Below are 17822 nucleotides of genomic sequence, written 5' to 3' on the forward strand. Positions count from 1 at the left end.
TGTTCTCCTCGTATTCGGGATGGGGTGACAATGCTTTGTCGGAAGGGGCTTACTTGTTCTTCTGCTGGGCAAACAGCGCATCGAGGCGCTGTTCGTAGCTGTGGTAATCGATGCGGTCATAGAGTTCCATGCGGGTCTGCATGGTATCGACCACGTTCTTCTGCGTACCATCGCGGCGGATCGCCTGGTAGACGTTTTCAGCGGCCTTGTTCATGGCGCGGAAGGCCGACAGCGGATAGAGCACCAGCCCCACGTCGGCATCCTTGAGTTCGTCCACCGTGAACAGCGGAGTCGAACCGAACTCGGTGATGTTGGCCAGGATCGGTACCTTCACCGCATTGGCGAACTGCTTGTACATGGCCAGGTCGGTGATGGCTTCCGGGAAGATCATGTCGGCACCGGCCTCGACGCAGGCCACGGCGCGCTCGATGGCGGCGTCCAGCCCTTCCACGGCCAGCGCATCGGTGCGCGCCATGATGACGAAGTTCTCGTCGGTGCGGGCATCCACGGCGGCTTTGATGCGGTCTACCATTTCCTGCTTGCTGACGATTTCCTTGCCGGGACGATGGCCGCAGCGCTTGGCACCGACCTGGTCTTCGATGTGCATGGCGGCGGCGCCGAACTTGATCATGGACTTGACGGTCCGCGCCACGTTGAAGGCCGAGGCACCGAAGCCGGTATCCACATCCACCAGCAGCGGCAGGTCGCACACGTCGGTGATGCGGCGCACGTCGGTGAGCACGTCGTCCAGATTGGAAATGCCCAGGTCAGGCAAGCCCAGCGAACCCGCCGCCACGCCGCCGCCGGACAGATAGATCGCGCGGAAACCGGCGCGCTTGGCCAGCAGGGCGTGGTTGGCGTTGATCGCGCCGATGACTTGCAAGGGGGATTCTTCCTGGACGGCCTGGCGGAACGCTGCGCCTGCGGAATGGAGAGCCATGGTGGACACCTTCTCGATGAGGTTGGAATGTGGAAAGTCTGGACCAACTGCGTCACTGCTTGACTGCGTAAAGCGACAGGCGGACGTGAGGCACACCCGTCCTGCGACATTTGCGTTCACCATTGCAACGGCCGTGCCATCGCAGTGCAGCATCCGATGGCAAGGGCCCCGAAGAAACCTTCATATCGCCTGAAACCCCCGTCAAACAAGGCTCGCCACCGGACGGGGCGGGCTCGCCCCGGGCTTGCGCCGGAGCTGCCAGCTTGATCTGGCACAAGCATCCATGTTTCATCAGTGTTACATTGACGTTTCACCGAAACACACTGAACGCCCACCATGAAACGCCCTGCCCCTGCTGACCGCCTGGCCGACAAACCCGTGATCTGGACCGTGTCCGTGTCGCGCCTGTCCGAACTCTTCCGCGACATCACGCTGGAATTCGACGGCGTGGCCGATATCGAGCCCATTCATCTCGGTTTCGACGAGGCCGTACGCGCCATCCGCGAGCGCCTGGCCAGCGAGCGCTGCGATGTGGTGATCTCGGCCGGTTCCAATGGTGCCTATCTCAAGAGCCGCCTGCCGGTACCGGTGGTGGTGGCGCGCGCCAGCGGTTTCGACGTGATGCAGGCGCTGGCCCGCGCGCGGCAGATCAGCGCGCGCATCGGGCTGGTCACCTATCAGGAGGCGATGCCGGCCCTGAGCGAGTTCCAGCAGATGTTCGGACTGGACATTGCCCAGCGCACCTATGCCACCGAGGAAGATGCGCGCGCCGTGGTACAGGAACTGAAAGCTGGCGGCGTGCAGGCGGTGGTCGGGGCCGGGCTCATCACCGACCTGGCCGAGGAAGCGGGCATGCAGGGCATCTTCCTCTACTCCTCGGCCACGGTGCGCCAGGCCTTTGAAGATGCGCTGGAACTGGCGCGCCTGACGCAACTGGAAAGCTCGCGCGGCCCCAGCCTGCCGGTGGCAGACAGTCTGCGCGCACGGCATCACCTCAAGGACTTGCGCGGCGACTCGGCGGTCATGGAAGCGGTGCGCCAGTCCATTACGCTGTTTGCACGTTCGCCGGCCAATGTACTGATCCAGGGCGAGACCGGCAGCGGCAAGGAACTGGCGGCCCAGGCCATTCACCGCGCCCATCCGCGCATGCAGGGCAAGACCCAGGCCGCGCATCCGTTCGTGGCCATCAATTGCGGGGCGCTGGCCGAATCGCTGCTGGAATCCGAACTGTTCGGCTACGAGGAAGGCGCTTTCACCGGTTCCCGTCGGGGAGGCCGGGCCGGGGTGTTCGAAGCGGCGCATCGTGGCACCCTGCTGCTCGATGAAATCGGCGAGATGCCGCTGCCGCTGCAAACGCGACTGCTGCGCGTGCTGGAGGAGCGCGAGGTGGTGCGCGTGGGGGGTACGCGGCCCATTGCGGTCCAGGTGCGCATCATCAGTGCCACCCATTGCGACCTGGAAGCGCGGGTGCGGGAAGGCCGTTTTCGCGCCGACCTGTATTACCGCCTGAGCGTGCTGCGCCTGCAACTGCCGCCCTTGCGCGCGCGCCGTGAAGACATTGCGGCGCTGGCTGAATGGCATCTCAAACATGCGCTGGCCGCACTCGATGCGCGCCCGCATGCCAATCTGGGCGCGGAAATCCTGCGCTGCGCGCCGCTGCTGTGCGCCTATGACTGGCCGGGCAATGTGCGCGAACTGCGTAACCTGATGGAGCGACTGGCGCTGTTCCTGGCTGCAGAACCCTTGCAGGCACTGACGGCGACGCTGATACAGCGGGTCGCACCGGAGCTGGCCACAGCAGCGCAGCCGCTGATCATGGACGCTGCACAGACGCCGCCCTCTCATGCCCTGACCACCACTGACCACGCACCCGACACCGACTCCATCCACGCCGCACTGCGCCGCTTTCGTGGCAACCGCGCCGCGGCCGCGCGTCACCTGGGCATCAGTCGCACGACCTTGTGGCGCAAGCTCAAGGAGGTCGAGGAGGTCGAAACGTCAGCACGGCAGTGAGCTTCGGGTCAGCGAAACGAGAAAATGATTTCGCAGAATCGCGCCCATGTCCTGCCTCCTGATAATCCCCCGCACTGCGCCTTGACAGTGCCGCATCGCCCCGCCTATGCTCGCCCGCTGTAACGGCTGCGGCCGTCACGCGGAGCCCACAACCATCCATATACAGCCAGGCAGCCGTCTGCCCCGCCAGGGTCGGAACGGCGTGCTGCTCCTCCATCCACGTATCCATCAGGGAGTCTCCATGACCAGCAATACCGCGGCGCCTGGCGCCGGCACCACGCATCCGCAAGCGCGGCGTGCGATCATCTCGTCCTCCATCGGCAATGCGCTCGAATGGTTCGACATCCTTATCTATGGCGCCTTCGCGGTAGTCATCGCCAAGCAGTTCTTCCCCACCGGGGATGACAACGTCTCGCTGCTGCTGACCTTCGCCACCTTCGGCGTGTCCTTCTTCATGCGTCCGCTGGGTGCAGTGGTGCTGGGTGCGTACTCCGACCGCGCCGGTCGCAAGGCCGCGCTGATGCTGTCCATCATGCTCATGACGGTGGGCACCGCCATGATCGCCTTCATGCCCAGCTATGCCAGCATCGGCATGCTGGCACCGGCCGGCATCGCACTGGGCAAGATGATCCAGGGCTTCTCCGCCGGTGGCGAGTTCGGCAGCTCCACCGCCTTCCTGGTGGAACACGCACCGCACCGTCGCGGCTTCTTCTCCAGCTGGCAGGTGGCCAGCCAGGGCATCAGCCTGCTGCTGGCCGCCATCTTCGGCGCCGTGCTCAACAACATGCTCACACCCGAGCAGTTGTCCTCCTGGGGCTGGCGCGTGCCCTTCATCTTCGGTCTGCTGATCGCCCCGGCCGGCATCTACATCCGTCGTCACCTGGATGAAGCGCCCGAATTCAAGGAATCCAGCGAGAAGACCGACGCGCCCCTGCGCGACACCTTCACCCACCAGAAGATGCGCCTGCTGATCGGTACCGGCAGCGTCATCATGGCCACCGTCTCGGTGTACCTGTCGCTGTACATCCCCACCTATGCCGTCAAGCAGCTGGGGCTGCCGGCCTGGTCCTCGTTTGCCGCGATGTCGGTGGCCGGCCTGATCATGTTCATCGGCTCGCCACTGGTGGGCAAGTTCTCCGACAAGATTGGTCGTACCCCCTTCATGATCACCAGCAGCGCGCTCTACATCGTGCTGACCTATCCGATGTTCGTGTTCCTGACCCACTCGCCGGGCTTCCTGCAACTGCTGTTGCTGCAGACCGTCATCGGTGTGCTCATGACCATGTATTTCGCCGCGATGCCGGCACTGCTGGCCGACATCTTCCCGGTGGCCACGCGCGGCACCGGCATGTCGCTGGCCTATAACATCGCCGTGACCATCTTCGGCGGCTTCGCCGGCCTCATCATCACCTGGTTGATCGACTTCACCGGCGACAAGCTGTCGGTGAGCTACTTCGTCATCTTCGGCGCGGTGCTGAGCCTGATGGCCACCGTGGCGGCGCGTTTCGTGTTGCGTCTGCGCTGATGCTTCGCATCGTCGCGCAAATGATATAAATCGTTTACGAAGCGCCCAATAAAAATGGCCTGGATCTCGCGATCCAGGCCATTTCCTTTTTTATGGCCGCCGCCTCTTCCCCTTGCTGATCCTGCCCGCGCGGCGGCTCGCGGGCAGACCTCCCCTGCTTGATGGTTAAGTTGTGCTTCAGTCGTCTTCCGCGCCGCCGATACCCAGTTCCTGGATCTTGCGGGTGATGGTGTTGCGACCGATGCCCAGGCGGACGGCTGCGTCATTCTTGCGACCGTGGGTATGCTTCAACGCGATCTTGATGAGCGCCGCTTCGAACTGGCGACCGAGGATATCCATCACCTCGGGCTGTTCGGAGGCCAGCATCTGGGCCGCTTCCACTTCCAGCAGCGAGATCCAGTTGCCAGCCACCGCATCCACTGGCACCGCCGCAGCAGCCGGGTCGGCATACACCACCGGTGCGGCCACGGCAGCCGCCGAGGCCGGGGCGGAGACGATCTGCGCCGGTTGCGGCGCATGCACGCGCTCTTCCACCAGATCTTGCGGCAGGTCCTTGATCTCCACCGTCTGGCCCGGGGCCATCACGGTGATCCAGTTGCACAGGTTTTCCAGCTGGCGCACGTTGCCGGGGAACTCCAGCTGCGACAGGAACTGCATGGCCTGCGGTGACAGGCGCTTGGCTTCCACGCCCAGCTGGCGCGCGCTCTGCGCCAGGAAGTAGCGGGCCAGGATGGGAATGTCTTCGCTGCGTTCGCGCAGGCTGGGCAGGCGCAGACGGATCACGTTCAGGCGATGGTACAAGTCCTCGCGGAACAAACCTTCACGTACACGCTGCTCCAGATTCTGGTGGGTGGCCGCAATGACGCGTACATTGGCCTTGAGCGACTGATGGCCGCCGACACGATAGAAGTGACCATCCGAGAGCACGCGCAAGAGGCGCGTCTGCAGGTCCAGCGGCATGTCGCCGATTTCATCGAGGAACAGCGTACCCCCCTCGGCCTGCTCGAAACGGCCACGGCGCATGGCTTGCGCGCCGGTGAAGGCGCCGCGTTCATGGCCGAACAGTTCGGATTCCAGCAAATCCTTGGGAATGGCTGCGGTGTTGAGCGCCACGAAAGGCTGGCTGGCGCGCGGGCTGTGCTTGTGCAGGGCACGTGCCACCAGCTCCTTGCCGGAACCGGATTCGCCGGTGATGAGCACCGTGACATTGGATTGCGACAGGCGGCCGATGGCGCGGAACACGTCCTGCATCGCCGGGGCCTGCCCGAGGATTTCGGGGGTCTGGGCGGCGCCCTGCTCGATGTCGGTCTCGCGCAGGCTTTCGTCGAGCGCGCGACGGATCAGCTCGACCGCCTTGTCGACGTCGAAGGGCTTGGCCAGGTATTCAAAGGCACCGCCCTGGAAGGCCGAGACCGCCGAATCCAGGTCCGAGAAGGCGGTGATGATGATGACCGGGATGCCGGGGTGCTTGGCCTTGATGGTCTGCAGCAGCTCCAGGCCGGAGGCGCCGGGCATGCGGATGTCCGAGACCAGCACCTGCGGCGTGCCGTTCTGCAGCGCCGCCATGGCATCACGGGCGCTGGAAAAACTCTGCGTGGCGAGATTTTCTCGGGCCAGTGCTTTTTCGAGCACCCAGCGTATCGATTCGTCGTCGTCAACAATCCAGATTGGCTTCATAAATCACATCTTCCTGCGTTGGTCATGCTGTTAATGCTCCCGCGATCCACGGCGCTTCTGGCGCCCTGTCCGCAGCCCCCTTGGTGGACGGGAAGCCCTGCGTCCACTCGGCTTTGGCGCGCCGCCTGCGGCCATGCTCACGGCAGCGGTATAAGTATTCTGAAATCGGTACAACCAGGCCGGCTGTCGCATTCAATCACGCCCATGTGCTGATGCACGAAGGTCTGCGCCAGAGTCAGCCCCAGTCCGCTGCCACCCTCCCGACCCGATACCAGGGGATAGAAGATTCTTTCCTGGATGTCGGGGGGAATGCCCGGACCGTTATCGATGATATGCAAGTCTAGTGCCAGCCGGTATCGGACCTTGGATAGCGTCACCTGACGCGAGACGCGCGTGCGCAGGATCAGCTCGCCATCACCGGCACGGATACGGTCGGCCAGCGCTTGTGCGGCGTTGTGGACGATGTTGAGCACGGCCTGGATCAGTTGCTCCTTGTCTCCCCGGAACTCGGGAATGGAGAGGTCATAGTCGCGCTTGATGGTGAGCCCCTGCGGAAACTCGGCCATCACCAGGCTGCGCACGCGCTCGCAGACTTCGTGGATGTTGACGTCGCCGACGATGTGCGGATGGCGGTGCGGGGCCAGCAGGCGATCCACCAGGGTCTGCAGGCGGTCGGCTTCCTTGATGATGACCTGGGTGTATTCGCGCAATTCCTTCAAGTGTCGCTCGGGCAGCTCCAGCTCCAGCAGCTGCGCCGCGCCACGGATGCCGCCCAGCGGATTCTTGATCTCGTGGGCCAGGTTGCGGATGAGTTCCTTGTTGGCCTGGCTCTGGTCGAACATGCGTTCTTCGCGATCGAGCTTGAGTTGCTGCACGTTCTCGCGCAGCTCCAGCAGCACCGGCCAGTCGCTGCTGTCCAGCGGCGTGACGATGGTGTGGACCTGCAGCGGCTCGCGGTTGGCGCGTTCCAGCACCAGGTCCAGGCGCTTGTCGGCGAACTGGTGTTCGATGGCCTGGTAGAACAGCGCGGTGAGCTCCTTGCCATTGAGGAAGAGCTCCGACAGCTTCTGTTGTGAGAGTACCTTGAAGGAGCTCTCCAGCAGGTTCTCGGCGGCAGCATTGGCGTAGACGATGCCGCCGTTGGCATCGAGGATGATCACGGCCGAGGCCAGCAGGTCAAGGCCATCGAGGGAAGGAAGCGGTGTCTTCATGGGAGCATTCGTGGTGCCTGGGGTCATGTCTTCTGGCGCGCTCTGGCGCAGTCCTTGATCCGTCCTGACTAGCAATTTCCGGGCGCACTACCCGGCATGGAGGGCATGCCGGGCATAAAAAAAGGGGAAGCAAGCTTCCCCTTTTTCTCCGGATGCGGATTCGATTACAGCGAGTAGTACATGTCGAATTCGATCGGGTGCGTGGTCATGCGGAAGCGTTGGACTTCCTGCATCTTCAGCTCGATGTAGGCATCGATCATGCTGTCGGTGAACACGCCGCCACGGGTCAGGAACTCGCGGTCCTTGTCCAGGTGCTCCAGGGCTTCATCCAGCGAAGCACAGACGGTCGGGATCAGCTTGTCTTCTTCCGGCGGCAGGTGGTACAGGTCCTTGGTAGCCGCTTCGCCCGGGTGGATCTTGTTCTGCACGCCATCCAGACCGGCCATCAGCAGGGCCGAGAAGCACAGGTACGGGTTGGCCAGGGGATCCGGGAAACGGGTCTCGATGCGGCGGCCCTTCGGGTTGGCCACGTGCGGGATACGGATCGAAGCGGAACGGTTGCGGGCCGAGTAGGCCAGCTTGACCGGTGCTTCAAAGCCGGGGACCAGACGCTTGTACGAGTTGGTGCCAGGGTTGGTGATGGCGTTCAGCGCCTTGGCGTGCTTGATGATGCCGCCGATGTAGTACAGCGCGAACTCGGACAGGCCGGCATAGCCGTCGCCAGCGAACAGGTTCTTGCCATCCTTCCAGACGGACTGGTGCACGTGCATGCCGGAACCGTTGTCGCCAACCAGGGGCTTGGGCATGAAGGTCGCGGTCTTGCCGTAGGTGTGGGCGACGTTCCAGATCACGTACTTCAGGGTCTGGGTCCAGTCAGCGCGCTCGACCAGGGTCGAGAACTTGGTGCCCAGTTCGTTCTGGCCAGCGCCAGCCACTTCGTGGTGGTGCACTTCGACGGGGATGCCCAGGGATTCCAGGATCAGGGACATTTCCGAACGCATGTCCTGGAAGCTGTCGACCGGGGGAACCGGGAAGTAGCCGCCCTTGACGGTCGGACGGTGGCCGGAGTTGCCGCCTTCGATCTTGGCGCCGGTGCTCCAGGAAGCTTCTTCGGAGTCGATCTTGACGAAGGAACCGGACATGTCGGCACCCCAACGCACGCCGTCGAAGATGAAGAATTCGGGTTCCGGACCGAAGTAGGCGGTGTCGCCCAGGCCGGAGGACTTCAGGTACGCTTCAGCGCGCTTGGCGATGGAGCGCGGATCGCGGTCGTAACCCTTGCCGTCGGACGGTTCGATCACGTCACACTGCATGAAGAGGGTGGTCTCTTCCATGAACGGGTCGATGTTGGCGGTGTTCGGGTCCGGGATCAGCAGCATGTCGGAGGCTTCGATACCCTTCCAGCCGGCGATCGACGAACCGTCGAAGGCGTGACCGGATTCGAACTTGTCGATGTCGAAATGCGAAACAGGCACGGAAACGTGCTGTTCCTTGCCACGGGTGTCAGCGAAACGGAAGTCGACAAACTTGACTTCGTTGTCCTTCACCATCTTCAAAACCTCTGCGGCCGTCCTTGCCATGCGAATCTCCTAAAACGAGGAAGTAGTATAAATTGGGGTGTTGAGCCGTTTTTTTGCGACTGGATCTTTGCATTTGATACAACGGTCTTGCGCCGAACTCAGTCGCGGATGATAGCAGATTCCATGCCACCAACCTTTCAGGTGCGCCAATAATGGAATATTTTAGGGAGGGCGCGGCCATCCGGGCAGCAAGCGCGGTGCAGCACTACGGATAGATTGCATTCTTTTAGTGCATCTCGATCAAAATGCACCATAAAAATGCAATCATTTGACGAAAGCAGCAAATTGCACCAACGATGTGCGTGCGCCGTGTTGGGGCAGACTGCTTGCCGATGAGAAAGCATGCACCGGCCTGGGAAAATTGCCTAACTGTTTATATTGTTTAAAATCATTTGTCCGCTGTTCCTTCTTCTTCAGAGACTTTTCCCATGAGCAACGCATCCATTCTCAGTACTGCCGCCCACCGTGCCGCCGACGGCCATCTGCCCTACGCCGGTGCCGTGACACCGCAGGAAGCCCTGGCCCTGCTGCAATCCGATCCCGCCATCAAGCTGGTCGACGTACGCACCCGCGCCGAGCGCGACTGGGTGGGCGTGGTCCAGATCCCGCCGGCGCAACACCTGGCGGTGCAGTGGAATCTCTACCCCGAAGGCAAGCCCAATCCGCAATTCCTGGAGCAACTGCAGGAAGTCGCCCGGCCGGACGAGGTATTGCTGTTCCTGTGCCGCTCGGGCGTGCGTTCCAGGCATGCGGCCAAGCTGGCCACGGAAACGGGTTACACGCGTTGCTTCGACATTCTCGAGGGTTTCGAAGGCAACAAGGACGCCAACGGCCATCGCAAGACCATCGAAGGCTGGTGCCACGCCGGCCTGCCCTGGGTCGGGGCCTGAGACTGCACCACCTGCGCAGGCCCTTCAGGTCTGCAGGCTGCGCGCCTGCAGGGCGCTGGCCAGCGACTGCAACAGCAGGCTGATGGCTTGCTGGCCGTCGGCGTCGGCGCGCAGCGCTTCTTCCACGCAATCCAGCAAGGCCACCAGCTCCAGCCGCCCCATGGTCAGGGCCGCGCCCTTCATGCGGTGCGCAAGCTGCGCCATGCGCGCCCGGTCCCCCAGCAGGCTGGCCTGCTCCAGCGCGGCCAGATCATGGCGGGTGGTTTGCAGGAACAGCCGGTCCAGGTCCTGGCCGTATTCCTGCTCGGGCGTGGCGACCTCGCCTTCGTCTTCGGTGTCGTGATCGCACCAGAGCGCCAGCAGCCGACGAATGGCCTGGGTCTGCAGGGGCTTGGCCAGCATGCCGTCCATGCCGCTGTCCAGACAGCGCTGCACGTGCTGGGCATCGGCCTCGGCGGAAATGCCGATCAGGGGCGTATAGGGACGCTGGCGCTGCTCCTGTTCCAGACGCCGGACCTGGCGCGCCACTTCCTGTCCGGGGATGTCGGGCAGGAAGCAGTCCAGCAGGACCAGTCCATAAGGCCGCGCCCGGATGGCGGCCAGCGCACTGCTGCCATCGGCCACGCAATCGACCTGGCAGCCCAGCCGCTGCAGGCGATTCTGCATGGCGTAGCGGATGGTGACCGAATCATCAACCAGCAGTACGCCCGGTTCATTCTGCCTGGTCACTGCGCTTTCCCTCTGATGCGGCATTTACAGCTCCTTGATCTGATATTCGATCTTGAACAATTCGTTGTCACTGCGCACGCCCAGCTTGCGGAAGGCCGACTGCTTCTGTCCGCTGATGGTCTTGACGCTGCGTGCAAATTTTTCGGCGATTTCGGTCACCGACATGCCATCCAGGCAACAGCGCAGGACTTCACGTTCGCGCGGCGACAGGCTGGGCATGTCCGACAGGGTGTCTGGCGAGGTTTCGGTGCTGCGCGTACGCCGTCGCGGCGGGCGCACCTCGGGCTGGCTGCGAGTGGCCGCCTCGGCGGCCTGCATGATGGCCAGCTCGCGTGTCATGGCGCTGTTCAGATATTCACGTCCACGACTGATGGTACGAATGGCCAGGATCAGCTCGGCCAGTTCCTGCGATTTGCTCACGAAGCCGCGCGCGCCGGCCTTCATCGCCATGGCTACCGTCGCCGGGCTGCTGTGGGCCGAGGTCACCAGGATCTTGGCGCGGGGGAAACGCACACGCAAGGCGCGAATCAGGTTCAGACCGTCGATGTCATTGCTGCCCAGCGAATAATCGATGAGCAGCAAATCAGCCGGTGAGGCCCGCAAGGCCGCCATCAGCTCCCGGCTGGAGGCGAAGGCGCCGACCACCGTGAAGTCGGGCTCCTCGGCCAGGCGCTTGGCCAGGCCGTAACGAACCACGGCGTGGTCGTCCAGCAGCGCAATGCGCATCCCCGATGCCAAGGTCCATGTCATGCCCTCTCCCCCTCGAATTCTGATCATGTGAAGCTGCTGCGCTGCAGCGTCAGCTCCCCCTGGAAACCGACCCGCCGACAAAGCCGTTATTGTGGTGGAGCGGCGCCCGTCGGCGCATAAGAATCGTCTGAAAAACAGTGAGAAATCGCAGGTTTTTTATACTTTACCGCGCTTGCGGGAAGCTGACGAAGGCGTCAGCTTTGTAACACCGTGTATGAAGAGGAATGTTGGCTGCGCTACCGTGGCGTACGATGGCCATCGCTGCACTTCACGGCAGGCGCCAAGCCACGCATTACACTTTATTACAGCCCGCCTGCAGGCCCTTGACCATACTGGGCCGCAGTTCGTCTCCACTTTTTCCGATCTCCCGAGGCTCGTCGATGCCAGCGCCCTTCCAGCGTTTCCCTCTTTACCGCGCGACCTGGCTGGTGCTGGCGCTGGCGTCCTGCACCCTGGGGCAGGCCCGGGCTGCCGCGCCGGTCGCGGGTACGCTCCCGCTCTCGCAACCGGAGCGCGCCCTGCACGTGCTCAACCGCCTGGGCTATGGTCCGCGTCCGGGCGATCTGGAGCAGGTGGAACGCATGGGCGTCAAGCGCTACATCGACCTGCAGCTGCATCCCGAGCGCATCCCCTTGCCCGAAGATCTGCAGGCGCGTCTGGCCGCCTTGCCGGCCCTGCAGATGACGGCGACGCAGTTGTTTGACGATTATGGTCCGCCCTCCTTCGACCGCAGCGACAGCAAGGAGGAGCGACAGGCGGCGCGGCAACGGGCAGCACGCGAGCTGACCCCGCAGTGGCACATGGCGCGGCTGCTGCAAGCCACCGAGAGTCCGCGCCAGCTGGAAGAAGTGATGACCGAATTCTGGGTCAATCACTTCAACGTCTTCGAAGGCAAGGAGTGGGTACGCTACTGGGTCGGCGACTATGAAAAGAACGCCATCCGCCCCTATGCCCTGGGCAAGTTCCGCGACCTGCTGGGCGCGGTGGCGCATCATCCGGCCATGCTCTACTACCTCGACAACTGGCTCTCCAGCGGGGCCGGCACGCCCGGTGCGCGCGGGCGTTTCAAGGGACTCAACGAGAACTACGCACGTGAACTGATGGAGCTGCATACCCTGGGCGTGGATGGCGGCTATGTGCAAGCCGATGTGATCACCCTGGCGCGCATCCTCTCGGGCTGGACCATCGACGTGGGGGCCATGAAGGCCGGCGCCTCGCCCTTCCGCTTTGCGGCGCAACGGCATGACCCCGGCCCCAAGACCTTCCTCGGCAAACCCCTGCTGGCCAGCGGCTATCAGGAGGGCGAAGCGGCGCTGGATATGCTGGCCAGTCATCCGTCGACGGCGCGCTTCATCTCGACGCAACTGGTGCAATACTTCGTCGCCGACCAGCCCGATCCGGCGCTGGTGAACAAGCTCTCGCAAACATTCCTGGTCACCCATGGCGATATCCGGGCCGTGTTGCAGGCTCTGTTCGACAGTCCGCAATTCTGGGCGCGCAGCAACTACCAGACGCAGTTCAAGACACCGTATCAGTTCGTGGTCTCGGCCCTGCGTGCGGGCGCCATCCCGGTACGCAACGTCAAGCCGGTCAACGGCGAGTTGGGACAATCCGGCATGCCGCTCTATGGCTGGCTCACGCCGGAAGGCTACAAGTATTCGCAGGCGGCCTGGCTCAACCCGGGGGCACTGCTGCGGCGGATCAATTTTGCCGGCCATCTGGCCAGCGGCAAGTCACCGATTGCCCGCGTCGAAGGTGCGCCCGCGCCCGCCAATGCCGAGGCTGCGCCACTGGACCCGCAATCCTTGCTGCGGGTGCTGGGCCCGGCCATCACGCCCGCCACCACCGCCCAGATCGAGGCCGCGCCCGAGAATCAGCGCGCCGCCCTGATCCTGGGCAGTCCCGATTTCATGAAACGCTAAGCGCTTGAGGCTCGTATGAATCGCCGCCATTTTCTTCGTTACCTGGGTGCTGCCGGCAGCGGCGCCATCCTGGTACCGGTCGGCCTGTCCGGCTGCGCCGTCGTCCCCACCGGCGACCAGAGCATCAGCCGCAGCAGTCACGGCTCCGGCAGGGTGGCCTATGGTTCCCCTGCCCCGCGCCCGCATGCGCAGGGTGACGGTGCGCCGCGCATGGTGGTGGTGTTCCTTCGCGGGGCGGTCGATGGGCTCAACGTCGTGGTGCCGCATGGTGATCCGCTGTATTACCAGGCGCGTCCGAGCATTGCAGTGGCCCGTCCCGGCCAGGCCAATGGTGCGCTGGACCTGACCGGCTACTTCGGCCTGCATCCGGCCCTGCAGCCCCTGATGGCGTATTGGGAAAGCGGCCAGTTGGCCTTCGTGCATGCCTCGGGTTCGCCGGATGGCTCGCGTTCGCACTTCGAGGCCCAGGATTATATGGAAACCGGCACCCCCGGCCAGCACACTACGCGCGACGGCTGGCTCAACCGGATGATGGATTACCTGCCACCGGCGCAGTCGCCGCTGCAGGCCATCAACGTCGGCAGCGCCACACCACGCATCCTCAGCGGCCATCACGTCGCAGCCAATCTGCAGACCGGACGCGAGGCCACGCGTCCGAGCATGATCGACCAGCCGCGCTGGAGCCGGGTCTTCGATCCGCTGTATGGTGGCAATGATGCGCTGGACAAGGCTTATCGCGATGGCATGGCCGCGCGCAAGCAGCTCATGGCCGAGATCAACAGCCAGGAGCAGCAGATGGCCAACAATGGCGCGCCGCTGCCCAATGGACTGTCCATGGATACGGCACGTCTGGGGCGGCTGATGCGGCATGACCCGCGTATCCGCCTGGCCTTCCTCGCCGTGGGTGGCTGGGATACGCACATCGGTCAGGGCAATGGCACAGGGCAACTGGCCGGACGACTCTCGCCGCTGGCCACCGGCCTGGCCACGCTGGCGCGCGAACTGGGGCCGGCCTTCAACGACACGGTGATCGTGGTGATGTCCGAATTCGGTCGCACCTTCCGGGAGAATGGCAATGGTGGTACCGATCATGGTCACGGCAATGCGATGTGGCTGATGGGGGGCAATCTGCGCGGCGGCAAGATCTATGGTCAATGGCCGGGGCTGACGCAGACAGCCTTGAACGAAGGGCGCGATCTGGCGGTCACGACGGACTTCCGCGCGGTCTTGTGCTCACTGTCGGAGCGGCATATGCGCATTTCGGATCAGGCATTGGAGAAAATTTTTCCCCAATATGCTGCGGGTTCCAAAGGTGTGCCTCCGCTCTTTGTCTAAGACAGCGCAGCGAATTCCAGACGTAAAAAAAACCGCATCGATGGATACGGCTTTTTTCATTGGAGTATCAGCAGGCGAAGCTCACTCCGCCTCAGCAATCCACGCCGCCTGAATCGCCTCCAGAATGCGCTCTCCAGACCGATTGGGATCATCCTCGAACCCCTCCAGCTCCATCACCCAGCGATGCAGGTCGGTAAAGCGGATGGTCTTGGGATCGACATCGGGAAACTTGTCGTAAAGTTCCTCGGCAATCTGCTGGGTATCAGTCCATTTCATGTCAGTCTCCCTTGCACGGCGATGAAACCGCGCTCAGTGGTTTTCGGAAGCGTGGTTGATGGTGTACTTGGGAATTTCGACGGTCAGATCCTCTTCGCCCAGCACTACCTGGCAGGACAGGCGGGACGTGGCTTCCAGGCCCCAGGCCATGTCCAGCAGATCTTCTTCCTTGTCGGTCGGTTCTCCGAGGGTATCGAAACCTTCACGGATGACGACGTGGCAGGTGGTACAGGCGCAGGATTTTTCGCAGGCGTGTTCGATGTCGATGTCGCTGTCCAGCAGCGCATCGCACAGGGTCTTGCCGGCGGGGGCGTCGATCACCGAGCCTTCGGGGCAAAGGACCGGATGGGGGAGGATGACGATCTGGGGCATGGTGGCTCTCGTGTCTTGTCTATCGTGTGTGCAGTGTGCGGGTGAAGAAATCGCTTACGCGACTTCATCCAGTTTCTTGCCGGTCAAGGCGGCGTGGACGCTGCGGTCCATGCGCCGTGCGGCGAATTCTTCAGTACCGTGTGCCAGCGCATCGACCGCCGCCTTGATGGCGAGATGATCGCTGCCTTGCGCGGCGGCGCTAACGGCCTCGATCTGTGCTTCGATGGCCACGCGCTCCTCTTCCGACAGCAACGCGGCATCGGCCTGCAACGCCGAACGGGTAGCCAGGACGATGCGTTCGGCTTCGACCTGCTCTTCACGCAGGGCGCGGCGCTGCATGTCTTCATCTGCCGAGCTGAAGGACTCCTGCAGCATGCGGGCGATCTCGTCATCGCCCAGGCCGTACGAGGGCTTCACGGTGATGGAAGCTTCCACGCCCGAGGTCATCTCGCGCGCCGACACGGCCAGCAAGCCATCGGCATCGACTTGGTAAGTCACGCGGATACGCGCCGCACCGGCCGCCATGGGCGGAATGCCGCGCAGTTCGAAGCGCGCCAGCGAGCGGCAATCGGCCACCAGCTCGCGCTCGCCCTGCACCACGTGGATCGCCATGGCAGTCTGGCCATCCTTGAAGGTGGTGAATTCCTGGGCACGTGCGCAGGGAATGGTGGAGTTGCGCGGGATGACCTTCTCGGCCAGCCCGCCCATGGTTTCGATGCCCAGCGACAGCGGGATCACGTCCAGCAACAGCCAGTCGTCCCCCGGTGCGCGGTTGCCGGCCAGCAGGTTGGCCTGCACGGCCGCGCCCAGTGCCACCACCTTGTCGGGGTCGATATTGGACAGCGGATTGGTCTTGAAGAACTCGCCCACCGCACGGCGGATGTGCGGCATGCGGGTGGCACCGCCGACCAGGACCACGCCGTCGACGTCTTCCACGGTCAGGCTGGCGTCGCGCAGTGCCTTGCGCACCGGGGCCATGGTCTTGGCCACCAGATGCTGGGTGATCTCGTTGAATTGCGCAGCGGTGATGGACAGGTGCACTTCCTCACCGGACTTCAGGACCGCATCGATCTGTACTTCTTCCTTGCTGGAGAGCAGCTCCTTGACTTCGCGCGCCTTGACCATCAAGAGGCGCGTGTCTTCATCCGACAGCGGCTGCAGCTGGGCTTCGTGGCTGATCCAGCAGAACAGGCGATGATCGAAATCGTCACCACCGAGCGCCGAATCGCCGCCCGTGGACAGGACTTCGAACACGCCGCGGGTGAGCTTGAGGATGGAAATATCGAAGGTGCCGCCGCCCAGGTCATAGACCGCGAAGATGCCTTCGGAGGCATTGTCCAGACCGTAGGCAATGGCGGCGGCCGTCGGTTCGTTGAGCAGACGCAGCACGTTCAGACCGGCCAGTTGCGCCGCATCCTTGGTGGCCTGGCGCTGGGCATCGTCGAAGTAGGCGGGCACGGTGATGACGGCGCCCACCAGATCGTCGCCCAGGGCATCCTCGGCGGTCTGGCGCAGCGTGGCCAGGATCTGGGCCGAGACTTCCACCGGGCTCTTCACGCCGGCCACGGTCTTGATCTGCACCATGCCGGGCTGGTCCTGGAAGTCGTAGGGCATGTTCTCGGCGTGGGCGATGTCCTTCAGGCCACGGCCCATGAAACGCTTGACCGACACGATGGTATTGCGCGGATCGATGGTTTGCGCAGCCTGGGCCTTGTAGCCGATGTGGGCATGGCCATTGGGCAGGTAGCGCACGATCGAGGGCAGCAACACGCGGCCGTCGTCATCGGCCAGGACTTCGGGAATGCTGTTGCGCACGGTCGCCACCAGCGAATTGGTGGTACCCAGGTCGATGCCGACGGCCAGACGACGCTGGTGCGGCGCGGTGGACATGCCCGGTTCGGAAATCTGCAGTAAAGCCATAGGATGTGGACTCGTCGTGGAGCGTTGTAGCGATGTGACTCGCTGTTATTCGGGTAAGGCCATCCGGATGCCCAGGCCGATGAAGGCACAGCCTGCCAGGCGATTCAGATGGACGGAAGCGCAGGCGCGACGGCGGAACATGGCGCCGACCGCGCCGGAAAACAAGGCGATGGCGCTGAAGATGACGAAGGCCTGCGCAATGAAGACCAGCGCCAGGACCAGCATCTGCAAGGCTTCATGCCCGGCTTCGCGTTGTACGAATTGCGGCAGGAAGGCGATGAAGAACAGCGTCACCTTGGGATTGAGCATGTTGGCCAGCACGCTTTGCCAGTAGATGCGACGCAGCGGCACGGCGGCAGCGCCCTGCCCGTCGGCGGACAGCGCAATGCCGGCCGAGGCCGAGCGCAGCGTGCGCACGCCAAGATAGGCCAGGTAGGCCGCACCCGCATATTGCAGGGCGTGATAGGCCGGCGGATACGCCTTGATGAGCGCAGCAAAGCCCAGCACGGCCAGCAGCGTATGAAAGATCAGTCCGGAACAGAAACCGGCTGCAGCCACCAAGCCGGCCTTGCGCCCTTGGGCGATGCCGCGCGTGAGTACGTAGAGATTGTCCGGACCGGGGGCCAGGGTCAGCGTCATCGCCGCCAGCAGGAACAGGAACAGATCAGGCATGGAGCATCTC

Annotated in this window: 15 protein-coding genes; 5 read left to right on the forward strand and 10 right to left on the reverse strand. The window is 63.4% G+C overall.

All coding sequences use genetic code 11. The annotated features are described in order from the left end of the window. Positions 1-49: 49 nt before the first annotated feature. Positions 50-940, reverse strand: a complete 891-nt coding sequence (prpB, locus tag ACODSZ_RS19870; protein ID WP_008330325.1) for a methylisocitrate lyase — start codon at positions 938-940, stop codon at positions 50-52. A gap of 336 nt (positions 941-1276) precedes the next feature. Between prpB and prpR the strand changes: the two genes are divergently transcribed. Both prpR and ACODSZ_RS19880 read left to right on the forward strand, forming a co-directional pair. Next, positions 1277-2953 carry a propionate catabolism operon regulatory protein PrpR gene (gene prpR / locus ACODSZ_RS19875; RefSeq protein ID WP_488928389.1) on the forward strand — a complete coding sequence of 559 codons (1677 nt, stop codon included), beginning with the start codon at positions 1277-1279 and terminating at the stop codon, positions 2951-2953. A gap of 241 nt (positions 2954-3194) precedes the next feature. After that, on the forward strand, positions 3195-4478 hold the full coding sequence (locus tag ACODSZ_RS19880) for an MFS transporter (protein ID WP_488928390.1): 1284 nt from the start codon (positions 3195-3197) through the stop codon (positions 4476-4478). 177 nt (positions 4479-4655) lie between these two features. Here ACODSZ_RS19880 and ntrC read toward each other — a convergent pair whose 3' ends face one another. The 3 genes from ntrC to glnA all read right to left on the reverse strand — a co-directional run bounded on the left by ntrC (position 4656) and on the right by glnA (position 8946). Next, the gene (ntrC, locus tag ACODSZ_RS19885; protein WP_488928391.1) at positions 4656-6155 is read right to left on the reverse strand and encodes a nitrogen regulation protein NR(I); all 1500 of its coding nucleotides are present in this window, start codon (positions 6153-6155) and stop codon (positions 4656-4658) included. Between the two features lie 137 nt (positions 6156-6292). Next, positions 6293-7366, reverse strand: coding sequence for a nitrogen regulation protein NR(II) (glnL, locus tag ACODSZ_RS19890; RefSeq protein WP_008330334.1), 1074 nt, complete (start codon positions 7364-7366; stop codon positions 6293-6295). 164 nt (positions 7367-7530) lie between these two features. After that, entirely contained in the window at positions 7531-8946 is a 1416-nt protein-coding gene (glnA, locus tag ACODSZ_RS19895) for a type I glutamate--ammonia ligase (protein WP_034331334.1), read from the reverse strand. 428 nt (positions 8947-9374) lie between these two features. Here glnA and ACODSZ_RS19900 point away from each other — a divergent pair, with 428 nt between their 5' ends. Further along, on the forward strand, positions 9375-9836 hold the full coding sequence (locus ACODSZ_RS19900; protein ID WP_175343657.1) for a rhodanese-like domain-containing protein: 462 nt from the start codon (positions 9375-9377) through the stop codon (positions 9834-9836). 24 nt (positions 9837-9860) lie between these two features. Here ACODSZ_RS19900 and ACODSZ_RS19905 read toward each other — a convergent pair whose 3' ends face one another. Continuing rightward, complete coding sequence (locus ACODSZ_RS19905) at positions 9861-10589, reverse strand: response regulator (protein ID WP_175343656.1); 729 nt, start codon at positions 10587-10589, stop codon at positions 9861-9863. Continuing rightward, positions 10590-11315, reverse strand: coding sequence for a response regulator transcription factor (locus tag ACODSZ_RS19910; protein ID WP_034350482.1), 726 nt, complete (start codon positions 11313-11315; stop codon positions 10590-10592). Positions 11316-11695: 380 nt separating this feature from the next. Between ACODSZ_RS19910 and ACODSZ_RS19915 the strand changes: the two genes are divergently transcribed. Then, the gene (locus ACODSZ_RS19915) at positions 11696-13237 is read left to right on the forward strand and encodes a DUF1800 domain-containing protein (protein ID WP_488928392.1); all 1542 of its coding nucleotides are present in this window, start codon (positions 11696-11698) and stop codon (positions 13235-13237) included. A 15-nt stretch (positions 13238-13252) separates the two neighbouring features. Then, entirely contained in the window at positions 13253-14572 is a 1320-nt protein-coding gene (locus ACODSZ_RS19920; RefSeq protein ID WP_488928393.1) for a DUF1501 domain-containing protein, read from the forward strand. An 81-nt stretch (positions 14573-14653) separates the two neighbouring features. Here ACODSZ_RS19920 and iscX read toward each other — a convergent pair whose 3' ends face one another. Genes iscX through ACODSZ_RS19940 form a run of 4 tightly spaced genes read right to left on the reverse strand, consistent with a single transcriptional unit; the run spans position 14654 to position 17812 of the window. After that, positions 14654-14848, reverse strand: a complete 195-nt coding sequence (gene iscX / locus ACODSZ_RS19925; protein WP_488928394.1) for a Fe-S cluster assembly protein IscX — start codon at positions 14846-14848, stop codon at positions 14654-14656. Positions 14849-14881: 33 nt separating this feature from the next. Beyond that, positions 14882-15220 carry an ISC system 2Fe-2S type ferredoxin gene (gene fdx, locus ACODSZ_RS19930; protein WP_488928395.1) on the reverse strand — a complete coding sequence of 113 codons (339 nt, stop codon included), beginning with the start codon at positions 15218-15220 and terminating at the stop codon, positions 14882-14884. Positions 15221-15274: 54 nt separating this feature from the next. Beyond that, the gene (gene hscA, locus ACODSZ_RS19935; RefSeq protein ID WP_008330355.1) at positions 15275-17140 is read right to left on the reverse strand and encodes a Fe-S protein assembly chaperone HscA; all 1866 of its coding nucleotides are present in this window, start codon (positions 17138-17140) and stop codon (positions 15275-15277) included. Positions 17141-17185: 45 nt separating this feature from the next. After that, the gene (locus ACODSZ_RS19940; RefSeq protein WP_175343652.1) at positions 17186-17812 is read right to left on the reverse strand and encodes a LysE family translocator; all 627 of its coding nucleotides are present in this window, start codon (positions 17810-17812) and stop codon (positions 17186-17188) included. Positions 17813-17822: the final 10 nt, after the last annotated feature.

The sequence above is a fragment of the Herbaspirillum sp. FG34 genome, assembly GCF_057809315.1.